At 62.6% G+C, this 23397-nt stretch carries 25 protein-coding genes; 14 read left to right on the top strand and 11 right to left on the bottom strand.

Translation table 11 applies throughout. The features are described 5' to 3' along the window. The first annotated feature begins 382 nt into the window (after positions 1-382). From EBS11_RS17315 to EBS11_RS17305, 3 genes are all read left to right on the top strand, one after another. Positions 383-1687 (top strand): histidine kinase, encoded by a 1305-nt coding sequence (locus EBS11_RS17315; RefSeq protein ID WP_290604748.1) that lies wholly within the window; start codon positions 383-385, stop codon positions 1685-1687. Between the two features lie 76 nt (positions 1688-1763). Beyond that, positions 1764-2522, top strand: coding sequence for a LytTR family DNA-binding domain-containing protein (locus EBS11_RS17310; protein ID WP_290604747.1), 759 nt, complete (start codon positions 1764-1766; stop codon positions 2520-2522). Between the two features lie 161 nt (positions 2523-2683). Then, entirely contained in the window at positions 2684-3865 is a 1182-nt protein-coding gene (locus EBS11_RS17305; RefSeq protein ID WP_290604746.1) for a PAS domain-containing sensor histidine kinase, read from the top strand. Between the two features lie 44 nt (positions 3866-3909). Here EBS11_RS17305 and EBS11_RS17300 read toward each other — a convergent pair whose 3' ends face one another. From EBS11_RS17300 to EBS11_RS17290, 3 genes are all read right to left on the bottom strand, one after another. Further along, positions 3910-4908 carry a porin gene (locus EBS11_RS17300; protein ID WP_290604745.1) on the bottom strand — a complete coding sequence of 333 codons (999 nt, stop codon included), beginning with the start codon at positions 4906-4908 and terminating at the stop codon, positions 3910-3912. Positions 4909-5092: 184 nt separating this feature from the next. Beyond that, positions 5093-5743, bottom strand: coding sequence for a class I SAM-dependent methyltransferase (locus tag EBS11_RS17295; protein WP_290604744.1), 651 nt, complete (start codon positions 5741-5743; stop codon positions 5093-5095). Between the two features lie 61 nt (positions 5744-5804). Continuing rightward, complete coding sequence (locus EBS11_RS17290) at positions 5805-6746, bottom strand: CysB family HTH-type transcriptional regulator (protein WP_290604743.1); 942 nt, start codon at positions 6744-6746, stop codon at positions 5805-5807. A 161-nt stretch (positions 6747-6907) separates the two neighbouring features. Here EBS11_RS17290 and EBS11_RS17285 point away from each other — a divergent pair, with 161 nt between their 5' ends. From EBS11_RS17285 to EBS11_RS17250, 8 genes are all read left to right on the top strand, one after another. Next, a complete protein-coding gene (locus EBS11_RS17285) occupies positions 6908-7681 on the top strand; it encodes a sulfite exporter TauE/SafE family protein (RefSeq protein WP_290604742.1) in 774 nt (257 codons plus the stop codon). Positions 7682-7763: 82 nt separating this feature from the next. Next, complete coding sequence (locus EBS11_RS17280; RefSeq protein ID WP_290604741.1) at positions 7764-9452, top strand: nitrite/sulfite reductase; 1689 nt, start codon at positions 7764-7766, stop codon at positions 9450-9452. Next, positions 9445-10005, top strand: coding sequence for a DUF934 domain-containing protein (locus EBS11_RS17275; protein WP_290604740.1), 561 nt, complete (start codon positions 9445-9447; stop codon positions 10003-10005). The genes EBS11_RS17280 and EBS11_RS17275 overlap by 8 nt, the downstream gene beginning before the upstream one ends. 11 nt (positions 10006-10016) lie before the next feature. Continuing rightward, positions 10017-10733 (top strand): phosphoadenylyl-sulfate reductase, encoded by a 717-nt coding sequence (locus EBS11_RS17270; RefSeq protein WP_290604739.1) that lies wholly within the window; start codon positions 10017-10019, stop codon positions 10731-10733. 40 nt (positions 10734-10773) lie between these two features. Continuing rightward, positions 10774-11685 (top strand): sulfate adenylyltransferase subunit CysD, encoded by a 912-nt coding sequence (cysD, locus tag EBS11_RS17265; RefSeq protein WP_290604738.1) that lies wholly within the window; start codon positions 10774-10776, stop codon positions 11683-11685. Beyond that, on the top strand, positions 11685-13004 hold the full coding sequence (locus EBS11_RS17260; protein ID WP_290604737.1) for a GTP-binding protein: 1320 nt from the start codon (positions 11685-11687) through the stop codon (positions 13002-13004). Before cysD ends, EBS11_RS17260 begins: the two co-directional genes overlap by 1 nt. 14 nt (positions 13005-13018) lie before the next feature. Next, on the top strand, positions 13019-13786 hold the full coding sequence (gene cobA / locus EBS11_RS17255) for a uroporphyrinogen-III C-methyltransferase (protein WP_290604736.1): 768 nt from the start codon (positions 13019-13021) through the stop codon (positions 13784-13786). A gap of 249 nt (positions 13787-14035) precedes the next feature. Next, on the top strand, positions 14036-14686 hold the full coding sequence (locus EBS11_RS17250; RefSeq protein ID WP_290604735.1) for a hypothetical protein: 651 nt from the start codon (positions 14036-14038) through the stop codon (positions 14684-14686). On the opposite strand, the gene EBS11_RS17245 is transcribed toward EBS11_RS17250, so the two are convergent. From EBS11_RS17245 to lptF, 4 genes are read right to left on the bottom strand one after another with little or no spacing between them, the layout of a single operon-like run. Then, positions 14683-15678 (bottom strand): Stealth CR1 domain-containing protein, encoded by a 996-nt coding sequence (locus tag EBS11_RS17245; RefSeq protein ID WP_290604734.1) that lies wholly within the window; start codon positions 15676-15678, stop codon positions 14683-14685. The genes EBS11_RS17250 and EBS11_RS17245 overlap by 4 nt on opposite strands. Further along, the gene (locus EBS11_RS17240; protein WP_290604733.1) at positions 15675-16082 is read right to left on the bottom strand and encodes a CbiX/SirB N-terminal domain-containing protein; all 408 of its coding nucleotides are present in this window, start codon (positions 16080-16082) and stop codon (positions 15675-15677) included. Before EBS11_RS17240 ends, EBS11_RS17245 begins: the two co-directional genes overlap by 4 nt. Then, positions 16082-17251, bottom strand: coding sequence for an LPS export ABC transporter permease LptG (lptG, locus tag EBS11_RS17235; protein ID WP_290604732.1), 1170 nt, complete (start codon positions 17249-17251; stop codon positions 16082-16084). The genes EBS11_RS17240 and lptG overlap by 1 nt, the downstream gene beginning before the upstream one ends. Then, positions 17248-18393 (bottom strand): LPS export ABC transporter permease LptF, encoded by a 1146-nt coding sequence (gene lptF, locus EBS11_RS17230; protein WP_290604731.1) that lies wholly within the window; start codon positions 18391-18393, stop codon positions 17248-17250. Before lptF ends, lptG begins: the two co-directional genes overlap by 4 nt. 67 nt (positions 18394-18460) lie before the next feature. Here lptF and EBS11_RS17225 point away from each other — a divergent pair, with 67 nt between their 5' ends. Next, positions 18461-19954, top strand: a complete 1494-nt coding sequence (locus EBS11_RS17225; protein WP_290604730.1) for a leucyl aminopeptidase — start codon at positions 18461-18463, stop codon at positions 19952-19954. 189 nt (positions 19955-20143) lie between these two features. Here the strand turns inward: EBS11_RS17225 and EBS11_RS17220 are convergent, their stop codons facing one another. The 4 genes from EBS11_RS17220 to EBS11_RS17205 are packed head-to-tail and all read right to left on the bottom strand — an operon-like array spanning position 20144 to position 21782. Next, positions 20144-20683: a hypothetical protein gene (locus tag EBS11_RS17220; protein WP_290604729.1), complete on the bottom strand. Its 540-nt coding sequence runs from the start codon at positions 20681-20683 to the stop codon at positions 20144-20146. A gap of 10 nt (positions 20684-20693) precedes the next feature. Next, complete coding sequence (locus EBS11_RS17215; RefSeq protein WP_290604728.1) at positions 20694-21164, bottom strand: CreA family protein; 471 nt, start codon at positions 21162-21164, stop codon at positions 20694-20696. A 47-nt stretch (positions 21165-21211) separates the two neighbouring features. Continuing rightward, positions 21212-21400 (bottom strand): DUF1653 domain-containing protein, encoded by a 189-nt coding sequence (locus tag EBS11_RS17210; RefSeq protein ID WP_034782199.1) that lies wholly within the window; start codon positions 21398-21400, stop codon positions 21212-21214. A 10-nt stretch (positions 21401-21410) separates the two neighbouring features. Continuing rightward, on the bottom strand, positions 21411-21782 hold the full coding sequence (locus EBS11_RS17205; RefSeq protein WP_096234395.1) for a hypothetical protein: 372 nt from the start codon (positions 21780-21782) through the stop codon (positions 21411-21413). 616 nt (positions 21783-22398) lie between these two features. Here EBS11_RS17205 and xth point away from each other — a divergent pair. Both xth and EBS11_RS17195 read left to right on the top strand, forming a co-directional pair. Further along, a complete protein-coding gene (gene xth / locus EBS11_RS17200; RefSeq protein WP_290604727.1) occupies positions 22399-23163 on the top strand; it encodes an exodeoxyribonuclease III in 765 nt (254 codons plus the stop codon). Between the two features lie 21 nt (positions 23164-23184). Beyond that, entirely contained in the window at positions 23185-23343 is a 159-nt protein-coding gene (locus EBS11_RS17195) for a hypothetical protein (protein ID WP_290604726.1), read from the top strand. Positions 23344-23397: the final 54 nt, after the last annotated feature.

Raw genomic sequence — 23397 nt, 5'->3', positions numbered from 1 at the left:
TGCTTTCGCGCTATCGACAAAGCGTTGTGTTTGTCAGCTGCGAAGAAGAAAGAGTATGAAGCGTTTAGCTCGTTTCGTCAACCTTCTTTTTTCACCCTGATTTACTCGGCATCTGCATGCGTCGTTCAGCGAGGGGGCGAATTATAGCCCTGCCCTGCATGCGCCGCAAGGATTAATTTCCCAGGCATGCACGAGCGCCCCACCGACCAGCAAGCCCGCCCTTCACTTCAAGCGCCCATTTGTGCAGCCTGTCGCAATCGGCTGGCATCGCGCCATCGCTTTAGGCACAGTGGCAACATCAGACTCTGACACGGCGCAACAACAGGTTAAACTTGTCCGCCGCGTCGATTAACTCTTGTATCTTGTATTTGAAAGCGTCCACATGCTCCCGATTTCCGACCTGCCGCAACTGTTGAAAACCATCCTCGCCTGGTTGCAACGGGCATTCGACGCGACCACGACCTGGGTCACCCAGCTCTCCTGGTGGAAGTTTTTCCTGTTTGCCGCACTGGCCCTGATCGCCGGCTCGATTCTGCAAGATGAGCTGTTCTCCTCCAGCCCGAACGAGGAAGTCGTCATCAAGTCCCACAAGCGGGCCAGCAAGGGCACGGGGGACACGAATATCCTGATCGACGATACGGGCATCCACTTCAATCCCCGCAACAGCAAGAACCGGCGCAGCAGCAGCACGGCCGACGCGGCCAGCGAACCGTCCGATACCGCCGAGACGGACGAGCACGCAAATACCGTGCCGCCGGAACCGCCCGAGCCGCCTGCCGCCCCTGCGGCGCCGGCCAAGCCCAGTTATCCGGTGACGACCAATGCTTCCGGGGAAGAAGTCCACATCGAACTGCCGCCGCAAATCGGCGAAGAGCTGTCGAATGCCATCGAGGAAGCCGTCGATGATGCAGCAGAGCAAAAAGTGTCGCGCTACCACCAGCAGGCTTCCACGTGGTTCAAGAGCTTTGTCTCGCTGCTGGTCCTGGCCCTGTTCGCCATGAAGGCCCTCGTCGGCGGCAAGAAACGCGCCGAAGCGGAAACGGTCACGGCGAACGAGGCGGCAGAGCGCGAATCCATGCAGCGCCAGCTCAGCGAAGCGAAGATGCAGATGATGCAGGCGCAAGTCGAGCCGCACTTCCTGTTCAACACCCTCGCTTCCGTCGAGCATTTGATCCAGGTCGATCCGCCGCGCGCCGCCAAGATGCAGCGCAGCCTGATCCAGTACCTGCGCGCCGTGCTGCCGCAAATGCGCGACAACGCCCTGATCACCAATCTGGGCCGCGAGGCGGACATGGTGCAGGCGTACTTGAACCTGCTGAAGATGCGCATGGAAGAGCGCCTGACCGTCGACTTCCAGATTCCCGACGGCCTGCGCAGCGCCGCCTTCCCACCCATGATGCTGCAATCGATGGTGGAAAATGCCATCAAACATGGCCTGGAAGTCAAGCCGGAGGGCGGCACCCTGCGCATCGTGGCGGAAGTGGCACACAGCAAACTGCGCGTCACCGTCACCGATGACGGCCTGGGCTTTGGCGTCGTGCCCAGCGATGGCACGGGCCTGGGCTTGCCCACCATCCGCGAGCGGCTGAAGCTGCTGCATGGCGACCAGGGCAGCCTGACCATTACGCCAAATCAACCCAGTGGCGTGTGCGCCGTGATCGAAGTGCCGTATCAGCTGTCCAAATAAGGTGTATCAATTCGGCAGTTGATAAAAACGCCAAATCATTGAATAATCAATCTTCGCCTGTTCACACTTGAGACCTATGCCTACCGCTATTATTGCCGACGACGAAAGACTGATGCGCGACCAGCTGCGCCTGCGCCTGGGCCAGGCCTGGCCCGAACTGGAAATCATCGGCGAAGCCAAGAATGGCGACGAAGCGATCGAACTGGTGGAACAACTGAAGCCGGACTTTGCCTTCCTCGATATCCGCATGCCGGGCAAGACGGGCATGGAAGCGGCCCAGGTGATCGGCGGCAAGACCCACATCGTCTTCGTCACGGCCTATGACACCCACGCCGTCGAGGCGTTCGAGCGGGGCGCCGTCGATTACGTGCTCAAGCCGCCCGAGCATGAACGCCTGCTGGTGACGGTGGAGCGCCTGAAAACCCATCTGAACAAGCCGGCGCTGGACGTCAACAGCAGCGTCACGGCCATGCTGTCGCAGCTGGCGGAAAAGATCACGGCCAAGCCCGCCTACCTGCAATGGATACAGGCCAGCATCGGCCAGGACTTGCGCATGATCCCCGTGGAAGAGATCCTGTTCTTCCGCTCGGATGAAAAATATACCTGCGTGCAGACGGCCAAGTACGAAGCCTTGATCCGCAAGCCCGTGCGCGACCTGGCCGAAGAACTCGATCCTTCGCTGTTCTGGCAAATCCACCGCGCCACCCTGGTCAACGTGAATGCCATCGAAGGCGTGACGCGCGACATCCGCGGCCGCCATCTGGTGCTCATCAAGGGCAAGTCCGACAAGCTCGAAGTGAGCCGCAGCTTCCTGCACCTGTTCAAGCAAATGTAATCGCGCACCGCCGCCCGGCCCTCGCCGGCGCGGCGCCTTTGATCTCTTCCTTCCCCCTTCCTGCGCCACATCAAGCCACGCTGCGCCAGCAGGCATAGGCTACAGAAAGTCCCGTCCGCCATTGCCGCCCTGCCTTCGTTCACGTTCGCAAGGAGAAACCCATGCCCGACCGAGGCAGCTCCACATTGCTGCGCATGCTGCCTCTGGGCATGGCGGCGGCGCTCCTGCTGTGCCTGTTTCCTCCCCTGAAAGCCAGCCGGCAAAGACAGGCGCGCGGCCAGGCCATCATTGACAGCGCCAGCGATGCCATCATCAGCATCGACAGCCGGCAACTCATCCTGCATGCCAACGCCGCCGCGGCCAGGCTGTTCGGCGACACGCCGGCCGGCATGCGCGGCATGCGCCTGGGCCACTACATCCTGCGCGACTTACGCAGCCTGGGCAAGCACGATGGCGATCCGCCCTTCGATGACATCAGCCAGGAACTGCGCCTGACGGGCCGGCGCGCCACCGACTACACGCTGACGGGCCGGCGCAGCGATGGCGCCATGTTTCCGCTCGAAGGGTCGCTCTCGGCCATGCAGGAAGATGGCCGCAGCGTGTTTACCATCATCGTGCGCGACATCAGCGCGCGCAAGCAGGTGCATGAACAGCTGGCCCGCTCCTTTTCGCAACTGCGTGAACTGTCGAGCGCGCTGCAATCCATCCGCGAAGAGGAACGCAAGCATATCGCGCGCGAGCTACACGACGACCTGGGCCAGTTGCTGGCCACCTTGCGCGTCGACCTGACCCTCGTGCGCCAGCACACGGACACGACCTTGCCCCTGCAGGCACTGCTGCAGGGCATGGATGGCTTGCTGGTAACGGCCATCACGTCGCTGCGCCGCATCGCCAGCAACCTGCGCCCGCGCGCGCTCGATGAAGGGGGACTGTATTTCGCCCTGCAAAAGCTGCGCCACGATTTCCTGCAGCGCCGCACCGTGCATTTTGACTTGCTGGCCGACGAAGCCGACCTGGTGCTCGACGATGCGCGCAGCACGGCCATCTACCGCATCGTGCAGGAGGCGCTGACGAATATCGCGCGCCACGCCGAGGCCAGCCACATCACCATCGCCCTGCACCGCATCGACTCCTCGCTGGCGATCACCATCCAGGATGACGGGCGCGGCATCGCCGAGCGCGACCTGGAAAAGGCCACGGCCCTGGGCTTGCTGGGCATGCGCGAACGGGTGTGGGGCTTGAATGGCAGCATCCATATCGGCGCCGACAGCGAACTGGGCGGAACACGCATCGAAATTTCGCTGCCCATGCAGGCGGAAGTGATGGAAACAGCCCTGCCATAAAAAAAGGCGCCCGCAGGCGCCCTTGGTCTTGGCAAAAAACGTGCTTAGAACTTGTGGGTCATGCCCAGCTGGTACATCGATTTTTCGCTGAACTGGTCGCGGCCACCGTAGACGTACACGGCGGTACGCTTCGACAGCGGGTAGTCGTAGCCCAGGCCGTAGGCCTTGGCCGTTTCCTTGCCGCTCACGGTGTTGCTGTCTTGCTTCTGTTTCACGTAGCTGACCTTGATGGCGCCGCCGCCGATGTCATAGGCCAGGCCCAGCAGGTAGCTCTTGAATTCGCCAGTGGCAGCGACGTCGGTATCGGCTTTCGAGTAATCGAAGGTGACTTTGGCCGGGCCGAATTTGTAGCCACCGCCAACGATCCACAGTTTTGGTTCAGCCGCTGCGTTGGCAACGGACTGCACTTTCTTCTGGTAGCCGGCGTGCGCGCTGGCTGGACCCTGGTCATACGTGGCAACGACGCTGAAGCCCGAATCGGCATCCTTGATTTCGCTGGCAACGTATTGGCCGCTGACCACGAAACCGCTGAACGACGGGCTGTTGTAGGTCACGGCATTGCTGACGCGCGATACGCCCACCACCGATGCGCTAGGAATGGCTTGTGCGCCGTTTGGCGACTGGCCGCCGCGCATGACTGGCTCATTGATCTTGCCGATCACGCCGTAGGTGTTGAAAGGATCGACGCGGGCCAGGGTGCCGTCGATCAGGTCCTTGGTGCGGCCCAGGTAGACGGTACCGAAGTCGCCGGTCAGGCCGACCCATGCCTGGCGATCGAACAGGGTGTTCGCGGTCGCTTGCGCGCCGGTGTCAGCCTTGAATTCGCTTTCCAGGTTGAAAATGGCTTTCAAGCCGTTACCCAGATCTTCCGTGCCCTTGAAACCAAGGCGCGACGCCTGATTTTCACGTTCCAGCAACGCACCGCCAGTGGTCTTGGCAATGCCCAGATCGACCACGCCGTAGACGGTGACGTTCGATTGTGCTTGTGCCGTGGCTGCCGCGAAGGCGCCGATGATCAATGCTGCCAGAGTAATTTTTTTCACTTGAGATTCTCTACATTAGGTTGGACAAGATGTGCTGCTTAGCTGCTGAACCGAATCATGCCAACCAAATACTTCAACAATATGACATCGACAAGATGTTGCTTTTTGGCACAACACCGTGTTACATAAAAACAACAGACGAAAAAAAACCGCCCGCAGGCGGTTCTTCTTGCAGCACGGCCGCTTACTTCAGGCGGCAGCTCAGCAGCCAGTAGTATTCCAGGCGCTTCATGCGGATTTCACGGGCCGAGTGGGCAAACTTCTTGCGCAGGTGGCTATCCGATGGGAAATTCTTCAGCACTTCATAGCGCTCGCCCCCCTCCGTCGTGCGGAACTGGTGGGTATTGCCTTCCAGGTCGGTGCGCGCGATCACGGTGCTGCTGCCGTCGACATAGGAATTGTCGATCAGCACCAGCAGGATGTCCTTGCCCAGCTTCGTGCGCAACTGCTTCAGGTATTTGTCCTGGTCTTCGCGCTTCACGTGCGACCACCAGAAACCGGCGAACACGGCCGTGAACTTGCCCAGCAGGTCATCGGGCAAGTTAAACGCGTCGAGCTTGGCGAAGGTGACGTTGTCCGGCAAGCCGCGGGCCTGGGCCAGCGCCAGCATTTCATCGTTGATGTCGGTCGCCAGCACGGACTCGGCCGTCTCGGCGATCACTTCCGTCCAGTAACCGGTGCCGCAGGCCAGCTCCAGCACGGTATGGCCTTCCAGCGCGTCGGCGACCTTGTCGCGCAATACTTCCAGGTCTTCCTGGCGTTCGGGCTTGTCATAGACGCGCTCGTACTGCTGCGCGATGGTGGCGTAATATTTGGCAAGCTGATCGGTAATCATGTGTTTCTTCTCTTCGTAAATAAGCTGGGCCAGGCACATCGCCCGCCCGTGTCCTGCATTGTTATAGTTCGTAGTGCTCTTTCTCGCCGCTCATCGCCTGCTCGATGAGCTTGCGGTTCAGGGTCGGCGTGAGCAACTCGATAAAGGTATAAATATAGCTGCGCAAATACGCGCCCTGCTTGACGGCCACGCGCGACACATTCATGCCGAACAGGTGCCCGACAGGGATGGCGCGCAAGCCTTTGTCGCGCTCGGCATCGAAGGCCATACCCGCTATGATACCAATCCCCATGCCCAACTCGACATAAGTCTTGATCACGTCCGCGTCGATGGCCTCGAGCAGGACGTCCGGTTTCAGGCCCCGCAGCACGAAAGCGTGGTCGATCTTGTTGCGTCCGGCAAACGCACTGTCATAGGTAATCAGGGGGAAGGCGGCAATTTCTTCCAGGGTCACGGACTTCGACTTGAGCAGCGGATGGTCGACGGGCACCACCACCACGTGCTCCCATTGATAGCAGGGCAAGGTGATCAGGCCATCGATGGCGGCGATCGATTCCGTGGCGATGGCCAGGTCGGCCTGGTCGCGCTGCACCATTTCGGCGATCTGGCGGGGATTTCCTTGCAGCAATGACAATCTTACCTTCGGGAACTTCAGCATGAAGGCTTGCACCACCTTGGGCAAGGTGTAGCGCGCCTGCGTATGCGTGGTGGCAATGGTAAAGCTGCCGCTGTCCTGCGCCGCGAATTCCTTGCCGATGCGCTTCATGCTGTCGATTTCCTGCATGATCAGTTCGACGGACTCCAGCACCAGGCGGCCCGGCTCCGTCAAGCCGCGGATGCGCTTGCCGTGGCGCGTGAAGATATCCACGCCCAGTTCCTCTTCCAGCTCGATGATGGCCTTCGACACGCCCGGTTGCGACGTAAACAAGGCCTTGGCGGCGTCCGTCAGGTTGTAATTCTGCCGGACCGCTTCGCGCACGAAGCGCAGTTGATGGAGATTCATTGCTGGTTTTGCCCTAGATTGCCGTGATTTGCCGAAGTTCCGCCCCACCCATGATTTTACGTTCATGCATATACGCATATCGCATATAAGCAAATGCGTACTTAGTAGTTTGGATTAAACGCCAAGTTTATTACTATTGCGGGTACTTTGGGGGTGAAAGCATGACTTTGTCTTATATAGTCTCAGGATTTGCCGTAGGATTACTCGTAGGAATGACCGGCGTGGGCGGCGGTTCGCTGATGACGCCCCTGTTAACCCTGCTGTTTGGCGTGCCGCCCTCCGTGGCCGTGGGCACCGACCTGGCCTTCGCCTCGATCACCAAGAGCGCCGGCACCCTGACCCACCGCCTGCGCGGCACCATCCGCTGGGATATCGTCAAGCGCCTGTGCATCGGCGCCCTGCCCGCCGCCGTCGTCTCGACCCTGGCGCTGAAATCGTTCGGCACCCTGTCGCCGGAAATCGGCCAGATCATCCGCTATTCCATCGCCGCTTCCGTGCTGCTGACCGTCGTGGCGCTGATCTTCAAGGGCCGCATGCTGGCCTGGATCAATGCCCACCCTGAGAAACAATTGCAAGGCAACAAGCTTTCCGCCGCCACCATCATCGCCGGCGCCGTGCTGGGCGTGCTGGTGACGGTCTCCTCGATCGGCGCCGGCGCCATCGGCGCCACCCTGCTGGTGATGCTGTATCCACGCATGACGTCGGCCGAAGTGGCGGGCACCGATATCGCCTACGCCGTGCCCCTGACGGCCATCGCCGCCCTGGGCCACTGGTGGCTCGGCTCCATCCACTGGGAATTGCTGGCCTCCCTGCTGGTCGGCTCCTTGCCCGGCATCACCCTGGGCTCCTGGGTGGCGCGCTCCGTGCCGGAAAAGTTTTTAAGAGTCCTGCTGGCGATGACCTTGACCGGCGTGGCAGTAAAGCTAATCTATTAATTGACCGAACAAGTAACACGAACAGTATCAAGAACATAATCCCAGGCAATCTTCCAGCACCCCGGCTTTTTTAGGAATTGATATGTACCATTACGATCAGTACGACCACCTCATCATCAAAGAACGCATCGCCCAGTACCGAGACCAGGTTGCGCGCCGTATCGCCAATGAGCTGACGGAAGAGGAATTCATTCCGCTGCGCCTGCAAAACGGCCTGTACATGCAACGCCACGCCTACATGCTGCGCATCGCCGTGCCTTACGGCTTGCTGTCGTCGAAGCAGATGCGCATGTTCGCGCACATCGCGCGCAAGTACGACCGCGGCTACGGCCACTTCACGACGCGCCAGAACATCCAGTTCAACTGGATCGAGCTGGAACAGACCCCCGATATCCTCACCGACCTGGCATCCGTGGAAATGCACGCGATCCAGACTTCGGGCAACTGTATCCGTAATACAACATCGGACCCGTACGCCGGCGTCGCCGCCGATGAAATCATCGATCCGCGCCCGTACGCGGAAGTGCTGCGCCAGTGGAGCACCTTCCACCCGGAATTCATCGCCCTGCCGCGCAAATTCAAGGTGGCCATCAATGGCGCCGTGGAAGACCGCGCCGCCATCGCCGTGCATGACATCGGCTTGACGGCCGTGCGCAACGCAGCGGGCGAAGTGGGCTTCAAGGTGATGGCGGGCGGCGGCATGGGCCGCACCCCCATCCTGGGCAGCGTGGTGCGCGAATTCCTGCCATGGCAGCACTTGCTGACGTACATCCAGGCCATCATGCGCGTGTACAACCTGCATGGCCGCCGCGACAACAAATACAAGGCGCGCATCAAGATCCTGCTGAAAGCCATCGGCGTGGAAGAATTCACGCGCCAGGTGGAAGCGGAATGGGTGGACCTGAAGGATGGTCCGGAAACCCTGACGACCGAGGAAATGCAGCGCGTGGCGGACTTCTTCAATCCGCCCGCCTATGCCGCCCTGCCGGAATTCGACTACCAGGCGGAGCATGCGGACAACAAGGCCTATGTGAACTGGCTGGCGCGCAACGTCAAGCCGCACCAGCGCCCCGGCTACGTGGCCGTCGTGCTGTCGCTGAAGAAGACGGGCGTGCCGCCGGGCGACGCGACGGCCGAGCAGATCGACTTCGTGGCCGACCTGGCCGACCGCTACAGCTTTGGCGAACTGCGCGTGACGCATGAACAGAATCTGGTGCTGGCCGACGTGGAACAGTCGAAACTCTTTAAACTGTGGCAGGAAGCCAAGGCGCACGGCCTGGCCACGCCGAACATCGGCTTGCTGACGGACATGATCTGCTGCCCCGGCGGCGATTTCTGCTCGCTGGCCAACGCCAAGTCCCTGCCGATCGCGGCCGCCATCGCGGAACGCTTCGACAGCATCGACTTCCAGCACGACATCGGCGAGATCGAGCTGAATATTTCCGGCTGCATCAATGCCTGCGGCCACCATCACGTGGGCAGCATCGGCATCCTCGGCGTCGACAAGGATGGCAGCGAATGGTATCAAGTGTCGATCGGCGGCGCGCAGGGCAACCACGCCGCCATCGGCAAGATCATCGGACCATCGTTCTCCGCCTTGCAAATGCCGGAAGTCATCGGCCGCCTGCTGCACGTCTACGTGCGCGACCGCCACGAAGGCGAGCGCTTCGTCGACACGGCCCAGCGCCTGGGCCTGGCGCCGTTCAAGGAACACGTATATGCAACGCCGATCACCGTCGGCAACCTGGTGGGAGAAGACGAATATGTTTGAAGTACGCGAAGAAATCATCAAGAACGCCGCCGTGGTGCCGAATACCTGGGGCTTGCTGCGCCTCGATGAGGGCGATGCGCCGGACACGGTCGTCGTGCCCGCCGGCAAGGTCATCGTGCCCCTGACCGTATGGCAAGCCCAGCGCGCAAGCCTGGCCGCCCGCCTGCCCGACATCGGCGTGTGGCTGGCCAGCGACGAGCGCCCGGAAGAACTGGCGGCCGACGTGGCGCAACTGCCCGTCATCGGTGTCGATTTCCCGAAATTCACGGATGGGCGCGGCTATTCCATCGCCTTCAACCTGCGCGCCCGCCTGGGTTTCCGTGGGGAATTGCGCGCCATCGGCGACGTGCTGCGCGACCAGCTGTTTTCCATGCACCGCGTCGGCTTCGACGCCTATGCCACCCGGCCGGATCGCAGCATCCATGACGCCCTGAAAGGCTTATCGGTCTTTTCGGAAACCTACCAGGCTTCGTGGGATGACAAGTCGCCGCTGTTCCGCCGCCACCACCGCGTAGGCCAGAATCCCGACCTCGACAACGCGGCCGGCATCTGAGAAAGACAGCCATGAGCAATTTGACTTCTTTGATTGACGCCACCGAGCAAACGCTGACACGCATCGCTGCGGACTTTTCGCCGGCCGTGTTCGCGTCCAGCCTGGCAGCCGAAGACATGGTGCTGACCGACATGATCCTGAAGGCAAAGCTGCCAATCGGCATCTTTTCCCTGGAAACGGGCCGGCTGCACCAGGAAACCCTGGCCGTGCTCGACAAGGTCAAGGCGCATTACGGCCACGACATCGTCCTGTACCGCCCGCAGCCGGAAGCCGTCGCCGCCTACGTGGAACAGAACGGCCTGAACGCCTTCTACAACAGCGTCGAGATGCGCCGCGAATGCTGCCGCATCCGCAAGGTCGAGCCCCTGGGCCGCGCCCTGGCCGGCAACAAGGCCTGGGTCACGGGCCAGCGCCGCGCCCAGTCCACCACGCGCGCGGAACTGCACGTGCAGGAAGAGGACGCGGCGCACGCCATGACCAAGTTCAATCCCCTGGCCGACTGGTCGGAAGAAGACGTGTGGGCCTACATCCGCGCCAACGACGTGCCGTACAACGCGCTGCACGACCAGGGCTACCCGTCCATCGGCTGCGAACCGTGCACGCGGGCCGTGCAGCCGGGCGAAGACGTGCGCGCCGGACGCTGGTGGTGGGAAAATCCCGATTCCAAGGAATGCGGCCTGCATATGGTGGACGGCAAGTTGATCCGCATCAAATCCGTGGCAGCCTGAACAGACATAACAGACGCAGCAGAACAAGAAAGCATCCAATATGAGCAATATTTTGAACCAGCGCCACCTCGACAGTCTTGAGTCGGAAGCCATCCACATCATGCGCGAAGTGGCGGCCGAATCGGCCAACCCCGCCCTGCTGTTTTCCGGCGGCAAGGATTCCGTCGTCCTGCTGCGCCTGGCCGAGAAGGCCTTCCGCCCAGGCAAGTTTCCATTCCCCCTCGTGCACATCGACACGGGCCACAACTTCCCGGAAGTCATCACCTTCCGCGATAAAAAGGTGGCGCAACTGGGCGAACGCCTGATCGTCGGCTCCGTGGAAGACTCCATCACGCGGGGCACCGTGCGCCTGCGCAACCCGGCGACGGATTCGCGCAATGCGGCGCAAGCCGTGACCTTGCTCGAAACCATCGCCGCACACGGTTTCGACGCCTGCATCGGCGGCGCCCGCCGCGATGAAGAGAAGGCCCGCGCCAAGGAACGCATCTTTTCCTTCCGCGACGAATTCGGCGCCTGGGATCCGAAAGCCCAGCGCCCGGAACTGTGGGACCTGTATAACACCCGCGTGCATCCCGGTGAAAACATGCGCGTCTTCCCCATCTCGAACTGGACGGAACTGGACGTGTGGCAATACATCGCCCGCGAGCAGCTGGAATTGCCGCCGATCTACTTCGCCCACGAACGCCAGGTGATCCCGCGCAACGGCCTGCTGGTGCCGCTGACGGACCTGACGCCGCCACGCGACGGCGAAACGGTGGAAACGCAAGTCGTGCGCTTCCGCACCGTGGGCGACATCTCGTGCACCTGCCCCGTGTCGTCCGACGCGGCGACGGTGGACGCCATCATCGCCGAGACGGCGATCACGCAAATCACGGAGCGGGGCGCCACCCGCATGGATGACCAGACTTCCGAAGCCTCGATGGAAAAACGCAAGAAAGCAGGGTATTTCTAATGAACGCAGCAATCCAGAACACCAATCTCAGCAGCAGCGTCGAACGCGGCATGTTGCGCTTTATCACGGCCGGTTCCGTCGATGACGGCAAGAGCACCCTGATCGGCCGTTTGTTGTTCGACAGCAAGGGCATCTTCGCCGACCAGCTCGACGCCATGTCGCGCTCCAAGCACAAGCGCACGGTGGGCGACACGGTCGACCTGTCGCTGCTGACGGACGGCCTGGAAGCGGAACGCGAGCAAGGCATCACCATCGACGTGGCCTACCGCTACTTCGCCACGCCGAAACGCAAGTTCATCATCGCCGACACGCCGGGCCACGAGCAATACACGCGCAACATGGTCACGGGGGCGTCCACGGCCGACGCCGTCATCATCCTGATCGACGTGTCGAAAGTGAAACTGGGCGACGATGGCAGCGTGGAACTGTTGATCCAGACCAAACGTCACTCGACCATCGCCCACCTGCTGCAGATCGAACACGTGGTCGTCGCCGTCAACAAGATGGACCTGGTCGATTACGATGAAACGGTGTACAACCGTATCGTCGCCGCCTACCGCGAATTCGCCCAGTCGCTGGGTCTGAAGGACATCACGCCGATCCCCCTGTCGGCATTGACGGGCGACAACGTCGTCGAACGGGGCGAGAAGCTGGGCTGGTACACGGGCCCCACCCTGATCGAACTGCTCGAATCGCTGTCCGTCTACGACGAATCGCACGACGCGCCCTTCCGCTTCCCCGTGCAGCTGGTGGCGCGCCACAACGGCCACGAAGCGAACGACTTCCGCGGCTACATGGGCCGCATCGAAGCGGGCAAGGTCAGCATCGGCGACACCCTGGTGGTGCAGCCCTCGGGCCAGACGGCAACCGTGAAAGATATCGTCACCCTGGACGGCTCGCTGCCGACGGCCGTGGTGGGCCAGTCCGTGACCCTGCTGCTCAATGAATACCTGGACATTTCGCGCGGCGACCTGCTGGCCAGTGCCGAACGCCCCGCCACCCTGCTGAAACAGGTGGTGGCCGATGTGTGCTGGCTGTCGGAAGACGGGCTGGACCTGCGCCGCAAGTACTGGATCAAGCATGGCACGAAGCAGACGGCGGCCAAGGTGACGGCGATCGAGTCGATTCTCGACATCAACACGCAGCAGCGCCACCCGGCCGACGGCCTGAAGCTGAACGACATCGCCCGCATCAGCCTGAACGTACAGCAGGCGCTGGCGGCCGATGCGTATGCCGATATCCGCGCCACGGGCGCGTTTATCCTGATCGATGAAGTCACCCACCAAACGGTCGCGGCCGGCATGATCCGCATCGGCTAAGGAAGGCAAGCACCATGAACAGCTCCCCATCTCTCCCCGGCAAGGTCTACCTGGTCGGCGCCGGCCCCGGCGCGCAAGACCTGATGACCTTGCGCGGCGCGCGCCTGCTGGCGCAGGCGGACGTCGTGCTGCACGACGCCCTGGTGACCAGCGAGATGCTGGAGCTGTGTCCGCAGGCGCAAAAGATTCTCGTGGGCAAGCGCTGCGGCCAGCTGTCCACGGCGCAAGCCTTCATCAACAAGCAGCTGGTCGACAACGCGCGCAAGCATGCCGTCGTCGTGCGCCTGAAAGGGGGCGACCCCATGCTGTTCGGCCGCGCCGACGAGGAATTGCGGGCACTGGAAGAAGCGGGCATCGCCGTGGAAGTGGTGCCCGGCATCACCACGGCCCTGGCGGCAGCGGCCGCCACGCAGCAGCCGCTGACCAAGCGGGGCGTGGCGCGCAGCGTGGCCTTCTTTACCTCCAGCACGGCGCCGGGCGAACCGGACCAGACGCGCATCCCCGACTGCGATACGCTGGTGCAATACATGGGCGGACGCGAAGCCATCGTCACGGCGCAGCGCCTGCTGGCGCAGGGCCGCCCTGCCGAGACGCCCGTGGTGGTGATCGAAAACTGCAGCCGGGCCGACCAGCGCATCGTGCGCCTGCCGCTCAGCGCGCTGGCCCACGGCCTGGGCGACGCGCACGGTCCCGTCCTCGTGATGCTGGGCGATGCCATGGCCACGCGCGCGCAGCAAGCCACCGAGGTGGCGGACACGCCACTGGCGCGCCGCCATGCCTGAATTAAACACAGCGTATTTTACCGACTTTAAAGTCAGTAACTGACGTCTTCCGATAAAACATGATAGGATGCACCCGCATCTTTTCTCGAGAAGTTATTGTGTGATAGCAAGGAAACGCAGGCTACACCCCACCATCGCGCGTGCCGTGCAGTCCCCCGGCTGACGGGCACCGCGTACGACATCCCCGAAAAAAGCTGCGCCGCAGGCTGCAATACCGCGCCGCGCAACTTGATCCGTCGTACCCCATACATGAATTTCACTTCCATGCGCGAAGCCCTCACTTCGCTCAGCCGCAGCAATGCCGGCGTCGCCGGCGCCGTACTCCTGAGCATGGCAATCTCCATCGCCCTGTGGACGGTGTTCCCCGATATCGACGACGAAAACCACCTGCTCGAATGGCTGCAGGCGCTGTTCCTGGCCCTGGCCTGCACGGTGCACGGCGTGCGCGCGTGGCAGGAAGGGGACCGCCAGTCCTTGCGTTTCCTCATGCATGCCGGCATGTCGGCCCTGCTGTTCGGCTTCCTGCTGCGGGAACTGGACATCGACCAGTTCGGCACGGCGCCCGCCTGGGCGCAGGCGGAAAAGGCCCTGCGCGTGTTGGAACTGCTGATCCTGATACGCCTGCTGGTCTTCTTCGCGCCCCGCGCGCGCAAGGTCTTTGCCGTGGCGCCGCAGATTTTCAGCATGCGCGTCACCATCCTGACGGCCATCGGCGGGCTGCTGATGGTGGCCGGCTGGCCATTCGACAAGAAGGTCTTTCACGGCATGCCGGACGCCTACGCGCTGCTCGGCGAGGAAGTGCTGGAGCTGGGCGCTTACCTGCTGCTGTTCCTCGCGTCGCTGTCCGACAGCGGGGCCGCCGCACATATCAGCCTGGCGCCGACGAAAAAACCGGCCTAGTCCCGTTCGAAGGATGACGGCAGCGGCAGCAGCCGCTGCAGGGTCGCGGCCACGCGCAGCAGGCGCGGATCGTCGTCCTCGGCCTCGTCGCAGGTATCGTTGATGCAGAAAAATGGCAGGCTGCCGAAGCGCGCGGCCAGCTCGCCGAGCTGCCGCGGCGCCTGCGCATCGCCGCTGGCGATGTGCAGCGGGTCGAGCACCTGCGAGCGCGCCAGCCCCTGGTGCACGAGCCAGCGCGGCACCAGGTCCGGCAGCAGGGCCGGCACCCGCCACGAACGGAATACCGTCGCCCGCACGCCCGCAAACATGGCCGGCGCCAGCGCTTCGAGCGCATGCAGCGCGCTTTTCAGCATGGGCCGCGGCGCATGCGCATACAGGCGCGGCTCGTGCCGGTAACCGGCGTACTGCGCCGACAGCCATTGCCGCGACAAGGTGGCGCAATTGACGGGCGCCGCCACGTCGGCGCGCAAGCCGTCGCAGTCATCGTGCAGCGCGCTTTCCGTGAAAACGCTCAAGTGAGCGCCCTCCCCCTCGCCAAACCAGAACGCCGGCTCGAACGGCGCGCCCAGGAACACGTCGTCGTTCAGGTACAGGAAGCGCTCGGACAGGCCGGGGATATGATGCAGGTACGATTCGATATGACCGGAGTCAAAGACAGGCAAGGCCGCGCCGGGCATCAGGCTGGCGTGATCGACCACCGTCAGGCGCGGTGAGGCGCGCAGCCAGGCCGGCACTTGCCGGTCCGTCAGCAGGTAGACATGGCCATGGCCGGGGAAGAAGCGCTCCAGGGCGCGCAGGTTGTAGCGCAATTCGCCGTTGTCGCGGTAGCGTCCCGCCACGTTGCCGTGCAGGGCCAGCTGGCCGGGATGCGCCCGCGCCCACGCCGCGTAGGCCTGCTGCCGGCGCGCGCGCCAGGCCGGGTCGGCGCCGTCGACCCACAGGTAGACGATGTCGATGCCCGCCGCAGGCGTCGCGCTGGCGCCGCCGTTCAAGACGCGGCGCTGGAACCTGGCGCCGCCACGCAATAGTCGGCGATGGCGGCCAGCACGCTGGCGTTCTCGCCCACCGCCTCGACCACCTTCAGGCGCAAGCGCGGATGCTGCTGGCGCAGCTCTTCCACCAGCAAGGGCAGGTCGCGCAGCACATGCCCGCCCTGCCCCAGGAATACGGGCACCACGGTGACGTCCAGCATGGCGCCCGCAGGCAGGGTGTCCAGCAGCGACTGCACCAGCTCGGGCAGGCGCGGCGTCATCAGCTCCAGGAAGGCCAGGTGCACGCCGGTGCCGGGCAGGCGCGCCTGCGTCAGCTCGCGCAGGCGCTCGAAGGGCGCGGCCCAGGCCGCGGCGCGCGCGCCGTGGGCAAACAGGACCAGCGCCTGGTGCACGTTCGCCTCCATCAGTGCCGCTCCACCCACCACAGGGCGCCCAGCGCCAGCAGCAGGTACAGGGTACTCGGCGCCACGGCCGTCAGGAAGGCCGGCCAGGTGCTGAGCAGGCCCAGATGCGAGAACAGGGTGTTGACCAGCATGAAGCTCACGCCGATCATGATGCCGATGAAGATCTTCAGGCTGATGCCGCCGCTGCGCGTGTGCATGTAGGCGAACGGCAGCGCCAGCGCCATCAGTACGAAGATGGCCAGCGGATCGATCAGCTTTTTCCAGAAGGCGATGCGGAAACGCTCGGTCTCCTGCTTGTTCTCGGCCAGGTGGCGCGTGTACACGGCCAGTTCGCTGGCCGACATGCGTTCGGGATCGGACGCCGACACCGTCAGGATCTTCGGCGTCACTTCGGACACCATGTCCTTGCTGGCGCTTTGCACCGTGCGCACCATGCTCGTTTCCTGGCCATAGTAGTTGGCCAGCTTCGGCTCGAATCCGGGCGTGGCCACCGCGCTGTTCGAGAACGAGGTTTCCGTCACGTCGGTCAGGCGCCAGATATTATTGCCCTGATAGGTAGCTCCCTTGGCCAGCGTCAAGCTGCGCAGGCGCATATCGGTGTCAAATTCATACAGCTTGACGTTTTTCAGCTGGCCATCCGGCCGCGCCTCGCCCACATTGAAGAAGCGCGAACCCGTGACGCTGCCGGTCAGGCCATCGCTCTTGACCATGTCCTTGGTCCACAGGCCGGAGCGAAATTCGCTCGACACGGCGGCGCCGCGCGAAGTCAGCTTGATGCGCTCGGCCAGCGTCTCCGTGCGCGGCGTGATCAACTCGCCGAAGATGAAGGTGATGACGACGAAGACGATGCCGATGCGGAACAGGAAGCCGGCCGCCATCGCCGTCGACATGCTCGACGCGCGCATGATGGTGAATTCGGAGCTGGCGGCAAACTGCGCCATCGTGTAGATGGTGCCGATCAGGGCGGCGATGGGCATCACCTCGTACACGTGGCCCGGCACCAGCACCAGCACGTACAGGAAGGCATACTGGATGCTGTAGCCGTTCTTGCCCACCTTGGGCAGCTCGCCCGTCAGGTCGATGAAGGCCTGCAGCGCCAGGAAGGCCAGCAGGACAAAGAACACCGCCTGGAAAATCGAGACGGCAAAATAGCGCTGTAAAATCTTCATTTCGATGCCGCTTTACTTGTTTTGCCGGCGCAGCGCGCACGCTTGAACGATGCCAGCAGGACCAGCGGGTGATAGCGGTGGTTGACATTCAGGCGCCAGGCAAACAGCGCCACGACGGCCAGCGCCGCCAGCAGGTGCAGCGGCCACCAGGCCATGCCAAACGTCATGCGCCCCTGTTTCACGCTGGCTTCGACGACCTTGATCAGGTTGCTATAGGTAAAGAAAATCAGCAGGGCCACGATCAGGTTGGCCGAACTGCCGGCACGCGGATTGACGAAGCCCAGCGGAATGGCCAGCAGGATGAGCATCAGCCCGATCAGCGGCGCACTCACGCGCCACAGCAGTTCGGCCATGGTGTAGGGATTCGGATTGGCCACCAGCGCCACCGTGCTCATGGCGCGCACGCCCAGTTCCGCCCCCAGCTCCTGCTGCTTGCTCTCGATGCGCATGATGTACTGTTCGAATTCCATGGTCTGGAAGTCGGCCTGCGTCGGCACGCCCTGGTAGCGGCGGCCGCTCTTGAGCACCAGGAAGCGTTCGCCCTTGGCGTCGGTATTGATCACGCCTTCCTTGGCGACGACGACGACGGCGCTGCCCTTTTCATCGACCGTGTTGACGAAGACGTTCTGCACCACGTTCTTCTCGCCGCTGACGCCCTCGACGAAGAAGATGCGGTTGCTGCCGGCCGATTCGCGGAACTGGCCCGGCGTGACTTTTTGCAGGTCTTCGCGCTTTTCGAAGCGCGCCACGTATTCATCGCTTTTCATCTGCGCCCACGGCGTGGCGTACAGGCTCAGGATACCCGTGGCCAGCACCAGCGGCAGGCCAAAGCTCAGGACCGGCCAGATCCAGCGCGACAGGCTCAGGCCCGAGGCGAACCACACCACCATCTCCGACTCCTTGTAGCTGCGCGTGACCACCATCAGCACCGAGATGAAGCCGGTGAGAATGAGGATGGTGGGCAGCTGCATCAGGGCGGAAAAGACCATCAGCGACATGACGTCCGACGACGCGATCTTGCCGCCCGCCGCCTTGCCGAGAATACCGATCAGCATCCAGGTGAGCAGGATGCTGAACAAAACAGTGAAGGTGGCCCCGGCGGCACTAGCCAATTCACGTCGAAGGGCGCGTTGAAAGATCATTCGGAGTTTATAATTCGGGTCAGTTAGTTGAGTAACACGTTACTAGTAAATGAAAACGGAGAACCAAATGGACTTTAGCATAAAAGCATTCGATACCAAGAGCACCCTCGGCACGGCCAAAAGCGGATGCATCGCGGTTGCGGTATTCGAAAACAAAAAACTGTCGCCAGCGGCAAAATCGCTGGACAGCAAGGGTGCGATTTCGGCTGCGCTGAAGTCCGGCGACATCAGCGGCAAGGCCGGCAGCACGTTGCTGCTGCGCGCAGTCGATGGCGTTGCCGCCGAACGCGTTCTGCTGGTCGGCATGGGCAGCGATGAAACTGTCAGCGAAAAAAGCTTCGCTACCGGTGTACAGGCGGCGCTGAAGGCCTTCGGCTCCCTGGGCGCTGCGGACGCCATTATCGCATTACCGCTGGCCGAAGTGAAAGAGCGCGACGTAAATTGGGCAATCCGTTGCGTGGTGCAAGCCGCCCACGACAGCGAATACCGCTGCGACTCGCAAAAAAGCAAAAAAGATCCGGCGCCAGCGGGCGTGCGCAAGATCGTCCTGTCGGCACCGGCGACCGCCGCCACGCGCGGCGCGCTGGCGCAAGCCATCGCCATCGCCAACGGCTCCGACCTGACGCGCAAGCTGGGCGACCTGCCGGCGAACATCGCCAACCCGACCTACCTGGCCAACACGGCCAAGCAGCTGGCCAAGGATTACAAGTTTGAAGTCGAAGTACTGGACCGCAAGCAGCTCGAAGCGCTGAAAATGGGCAGCTTCCTGTCCGTCACCAACGGCAGCGAGCAGCCGCCGAAGTTCATCGTCCTGAAACACATGGGCGGCAAGGCCAAGGATGCGCCAGTCGTCCTGGTCGGCAAGGGCATCACCTTCGACACGGGCGGCATCTCGATCAAGGCCGGTCCTGGCATGGACGAGATGAAGTACGACATGTGCGGCGCCGCTTCCGTGCTGGGCACCTTCCGCGCCATCGGCGAAATGAACCTGAAGCTGAACGTCATCGGCGTCATCGCCGCCTGCGAAAACATGCCGTCGGGCCGCGCCACCAAGCCGGGCGACATCGTCACCTCGATGAACGGTCTGACCATCGAAGTGCTCAACACCGACGCCGAAGGCCGCCTGGTGCTGTGCGATGCGCTGACCTACGCCGAACGCTTCAAGCCGGCAGCCGTGGTCGATATCGCCACGCTGACGGGCGCTTGCGTCATCGCCCTGGGCCACCACAACAGCGGCCTGTTTACGCGCAGCGATGCGGCGCATGACCAGCTGGCCAATGAACTGCTGGCAGCGGGCAAGCAAGCCAGCGACACGGCATGGCGCATGCCGATCGAAGAGGCGTACAACGAGCAGCTGAAGTCGAACTTCGCCGACCTGGCCAACATCGGCACGCCAGGCGGCGGTTCAGTGACGGCAGCGGCGTTCCTGGAAAACTTCACCAAGAAGTACACCTGGGCGCATCTGGACATCGCCGGCACGGCCTGGAAATCGGGCGGCGCGAAGGGCGCGACCGGCCGTCCGGTACCCCTGCTGACGACTTTCCTGATCAACCGCGTGTAAGGAAACGCCAGACCAAACCTGCTGCGCGGGGCTATTGGCGGCCGGCGATGCGCGCTGTACCGGAAGTACAGCTGCGCTTCTCGGCCACCACCAGCTCCCGCTCGCGACGGTTTTGTCAGGCGTCGTGACACCGTAAAAAAACCGCCAGGTCTTGCGACCATGGCGGTTTTTTCATGCGCGGCATATGAATCAGTAGACGACGGGATCGGGTATCGGCAGCGGCGCCACCTTCGGCTGCACCACGCTCTGCGGCGTCGCCTCGCCCGGCGTGGCGGGCGGCGGCGGTGCGGGAACGGGTGCGGGCGGCGGCGCCAGGCGCGCCGGGTCCTGCATGACGATGGTCAAGGTCGAGGGGTAGTCGAAGCCGGCGCCCGTGTTGCGGTCGACGAAATAGCCGACGCCCAGGGTCAGGATGACATTACCCCAGATGCTGGCATTGAGCTTGGGATCGATGCTGCCGTCCGTCGCGATGGCAGGCGAGCCGTGCTTGCGGCAATCGACCTTGAGCGGCTCGCGGCTCTTGCGGATGATGATGCGCCCCGGCGTCGTGACGAACCACTTGCCCACGTCGTTGCTGAGGATGCAGCCGGCGCCCGTCAGTTCGCGGTTATCCTGGATGGTTTGCACCAGCACCATCTGGTCGCTGTTTCCCGTCAGGGTGGCGCAGCCGCCCAGGCCGCACAGCAGCAGCGCCTTGGCGGCAAGAGCGGCAGACGATGGTCCACGCATGGGAACTCGCTTAACGGACGGGGATGGGCTGCTCGCCAGGCACGGCGACGGCAGTCACGCTGTTTTTCGGGCTGCCTTCGATCAGGCGATCGGAATACACGAGGTAGACCAGCGCATTGCGCTTGCTGTCGACCATGCGCACGACGCGCACGTGCTTGAAGAAGATCGAGGCGCGCTCGGTGAACACCTCTTCCTGGCGCGGCAGCTTGCCCTTGAACTGCAGCGGCCCCACCTGGCGGCAGGCCACGGCGGCATCGGCCTTGTCCTCGGCCAGGCCGACGGCGCCCTTGATGCCGCCCGTCTTGGCGCGCGACAGATAGCAGCTGACGCCGCCGACGCGGGGATCGTCGTAGGCTTCCACGACGATCTTGTGGTCAGGGCCGATCAGCTTGAAGACGGTATCGACGGAGCCGATGGTTTCCGCCTGCGCCGCGGTGCACGCGGCGCCCAGCAACAGTGTAGCGGCCAGCAATTTATGCATGAAGTGACTCTTCGAGGTAAGCCTGCAGGCGCGCGCGGACACGGCCATCAGTTGATGGGGGCAAAACGCTGCACCATGACGCCTTCGACCTCGATCAGCTGAAAGAACACGTCTTTCGGCCGGGTCCAGATCGAACCGTCGGCGGCGCGATAGACGATCATCGGCGTCAGGTCCGCTTCCAGCGTGGCTTCGCACACCAGTTCGTAAATGCCGCCCTTGTAGTGCCGATAACGCATCGCCGCCCCCTCAAGCCGTGGAATCTTCGCTCTTGTCGTCGGCCAGTGCCTTCTGCTTCATCTTCAGGCCCTGGATCACTTTCAGTATGCCTTCCATGCCGGCGGCACCGTCGGCGCCGCTGAAGGCATCGAGCACCTCATTGAGCACCTTGTTGCGCACGGTCGCTTCATCGGACGACATTTCCAGGGCACGCTGGGCCTTGGCCGCTTTTTCAGCCGCGCTGACCCGCGGCTTGGCCGCCGTCTTGCCATGCGTCAGAGCCGCCTGCCAGATGACCCAGCGGCGCTGGGTCTCGAAAATCAGGTACTCGTCCGGTTTGTCTTCTCTTCGCCGCACAATGTGGCCGTCACGCTGCGCCCACGCTTCAAATGCAGTTCGCATTTTCTTCCTTTGCAAATGCTACGCGCAAGTCTCACTATTAAAACTGCAACATTTCAAAATAGTACCATCTATTGATGTCGCAAAACAGTCTCATAGATATAGTACTGCAATTTATATAACAAGTCTGGCGGCGCCAAGGACGGAATCCACGTTCCGCCCCAGGCACAGTGGTCATGTAAGTCGGAATAGCAATTACAACTAATTACAACTGCTTCCAGTCTGGGTGTTAACTTGGCTGTAACAAAGCCGTGTGACACAGTTGTTACATTCTGCCATTTTAGTAGTTTTTATCGCGTTTTAGCGAGAAACTTTACACCTTTGTCGCGTTAAATGGCCATACGCAGCATGCCGCGCCGGCCACTTATGCCAAATCAAACATAGGGGTTGATCAATCATACACAAAAACATAATATTCATGCGCCACGATTGGTTAAAAATAAATACTTTTTTCATACTCTTTTTCCCGCCAAGCAAATAAAGCGCGCGCGAACCGGGCCGGGCAGGACGCCAGCGGCAGGCATGCGGTAAGATTCGCGCCTATCGGCATGCAATCATCGCCGCAGTCATGACCGCAGCGCCTGGCGCTGCCTTTACCTATCAAGCAAGGATTTTTCCCATGAAACTCGCCACCTGGAACGTCAACTCGCTCAAAGTGCGCCTGCCGCAAGTATTGCAGTGGCTGGCAGACAACCCGGTCGACATACTCTGCCTGCAGGAGACCAAGCTGACGGACGACAAGTTCCCCGTCGCCGAGATCGAGGCGGCCGGCTACCAGGTGGTCTTCAGCGGCCAGAAGACCTACAACGGCGTGGCCATCCTGTCTAAGCTGCCGATCACCGAGGTGGTGAAGAACAACCCGCGCTACGAAGATGCGCAGCAGCGCATCCTGGCCGCCACCATCGGCGGCGTGCGCGTCGTCTGCGCCTATGTGCCGAACGGCCAGAGCGTCGATTCGGACAAGTACGAATACAAGCTGGGCTGGCTGGCCGCCCTGCACGACTGGCTGGCCGAGGAAGCGCAGCAGCACCCGCAGCTGGCCGTCGTCGGCGACTACAACATCGCGCCCGACGACCGCGACGTGCATGACCCGGTCGCCTGGGAAGGCCAGGTACTCGTGTCGGACAAGGAACGCGCCGCCCTGCAGCGCCTGCTCGACATCGGCCTGACGGACGCCTTCCGCCTGTTCGAGCAGGCGGAAAAATCGTTCAGCTGGTGGGATTACCGCCAGCTGGGCTTCCGCCTGAACAAGGGCCTGCGCATCGACCACATCCTGCTCTCGCCCGCCCTGGCGGCCCGCTGCAGCGCCTGCATCATCGACCGCGTGCCCCGCAAGTGGGAGCAGCCGTCCGACCATGCGCCCGTCGTGGCCACCATCGACTAGCCAAGGCGCGCATCATCGACAGTGGAACGCTCGCCCCGCAAGGGGGAGCAGCCGTCCGGCCATGCACCCGTCGTGGCCACCATCGACCAGACAAGGCGCGCATCATCGACAGTGGAACGCTCGCCCCGCAAGGGGGAGCAGCCGTCCGGCCATGCACCCGTCGCGGCCACCATCGACTAGACAAGGCACGCATCATCGACAGTGGAACGCTCGCCCCGCAAGTGGGAGCAGCCG

Source organism: Janthinobacterium sp. (assembly GCF_009923995.1).
In the GTDB taxonomy this organism is placed as follows: domain Bacteria; phylum Pseudomonadota; class Gammaproteobacteria; order Burkholderiales; family Burkholderiaceae_D; genus Janthinobacterium.
This window is presented reverse-complemented; position numbering and strand designations above follow the sequence as displayed.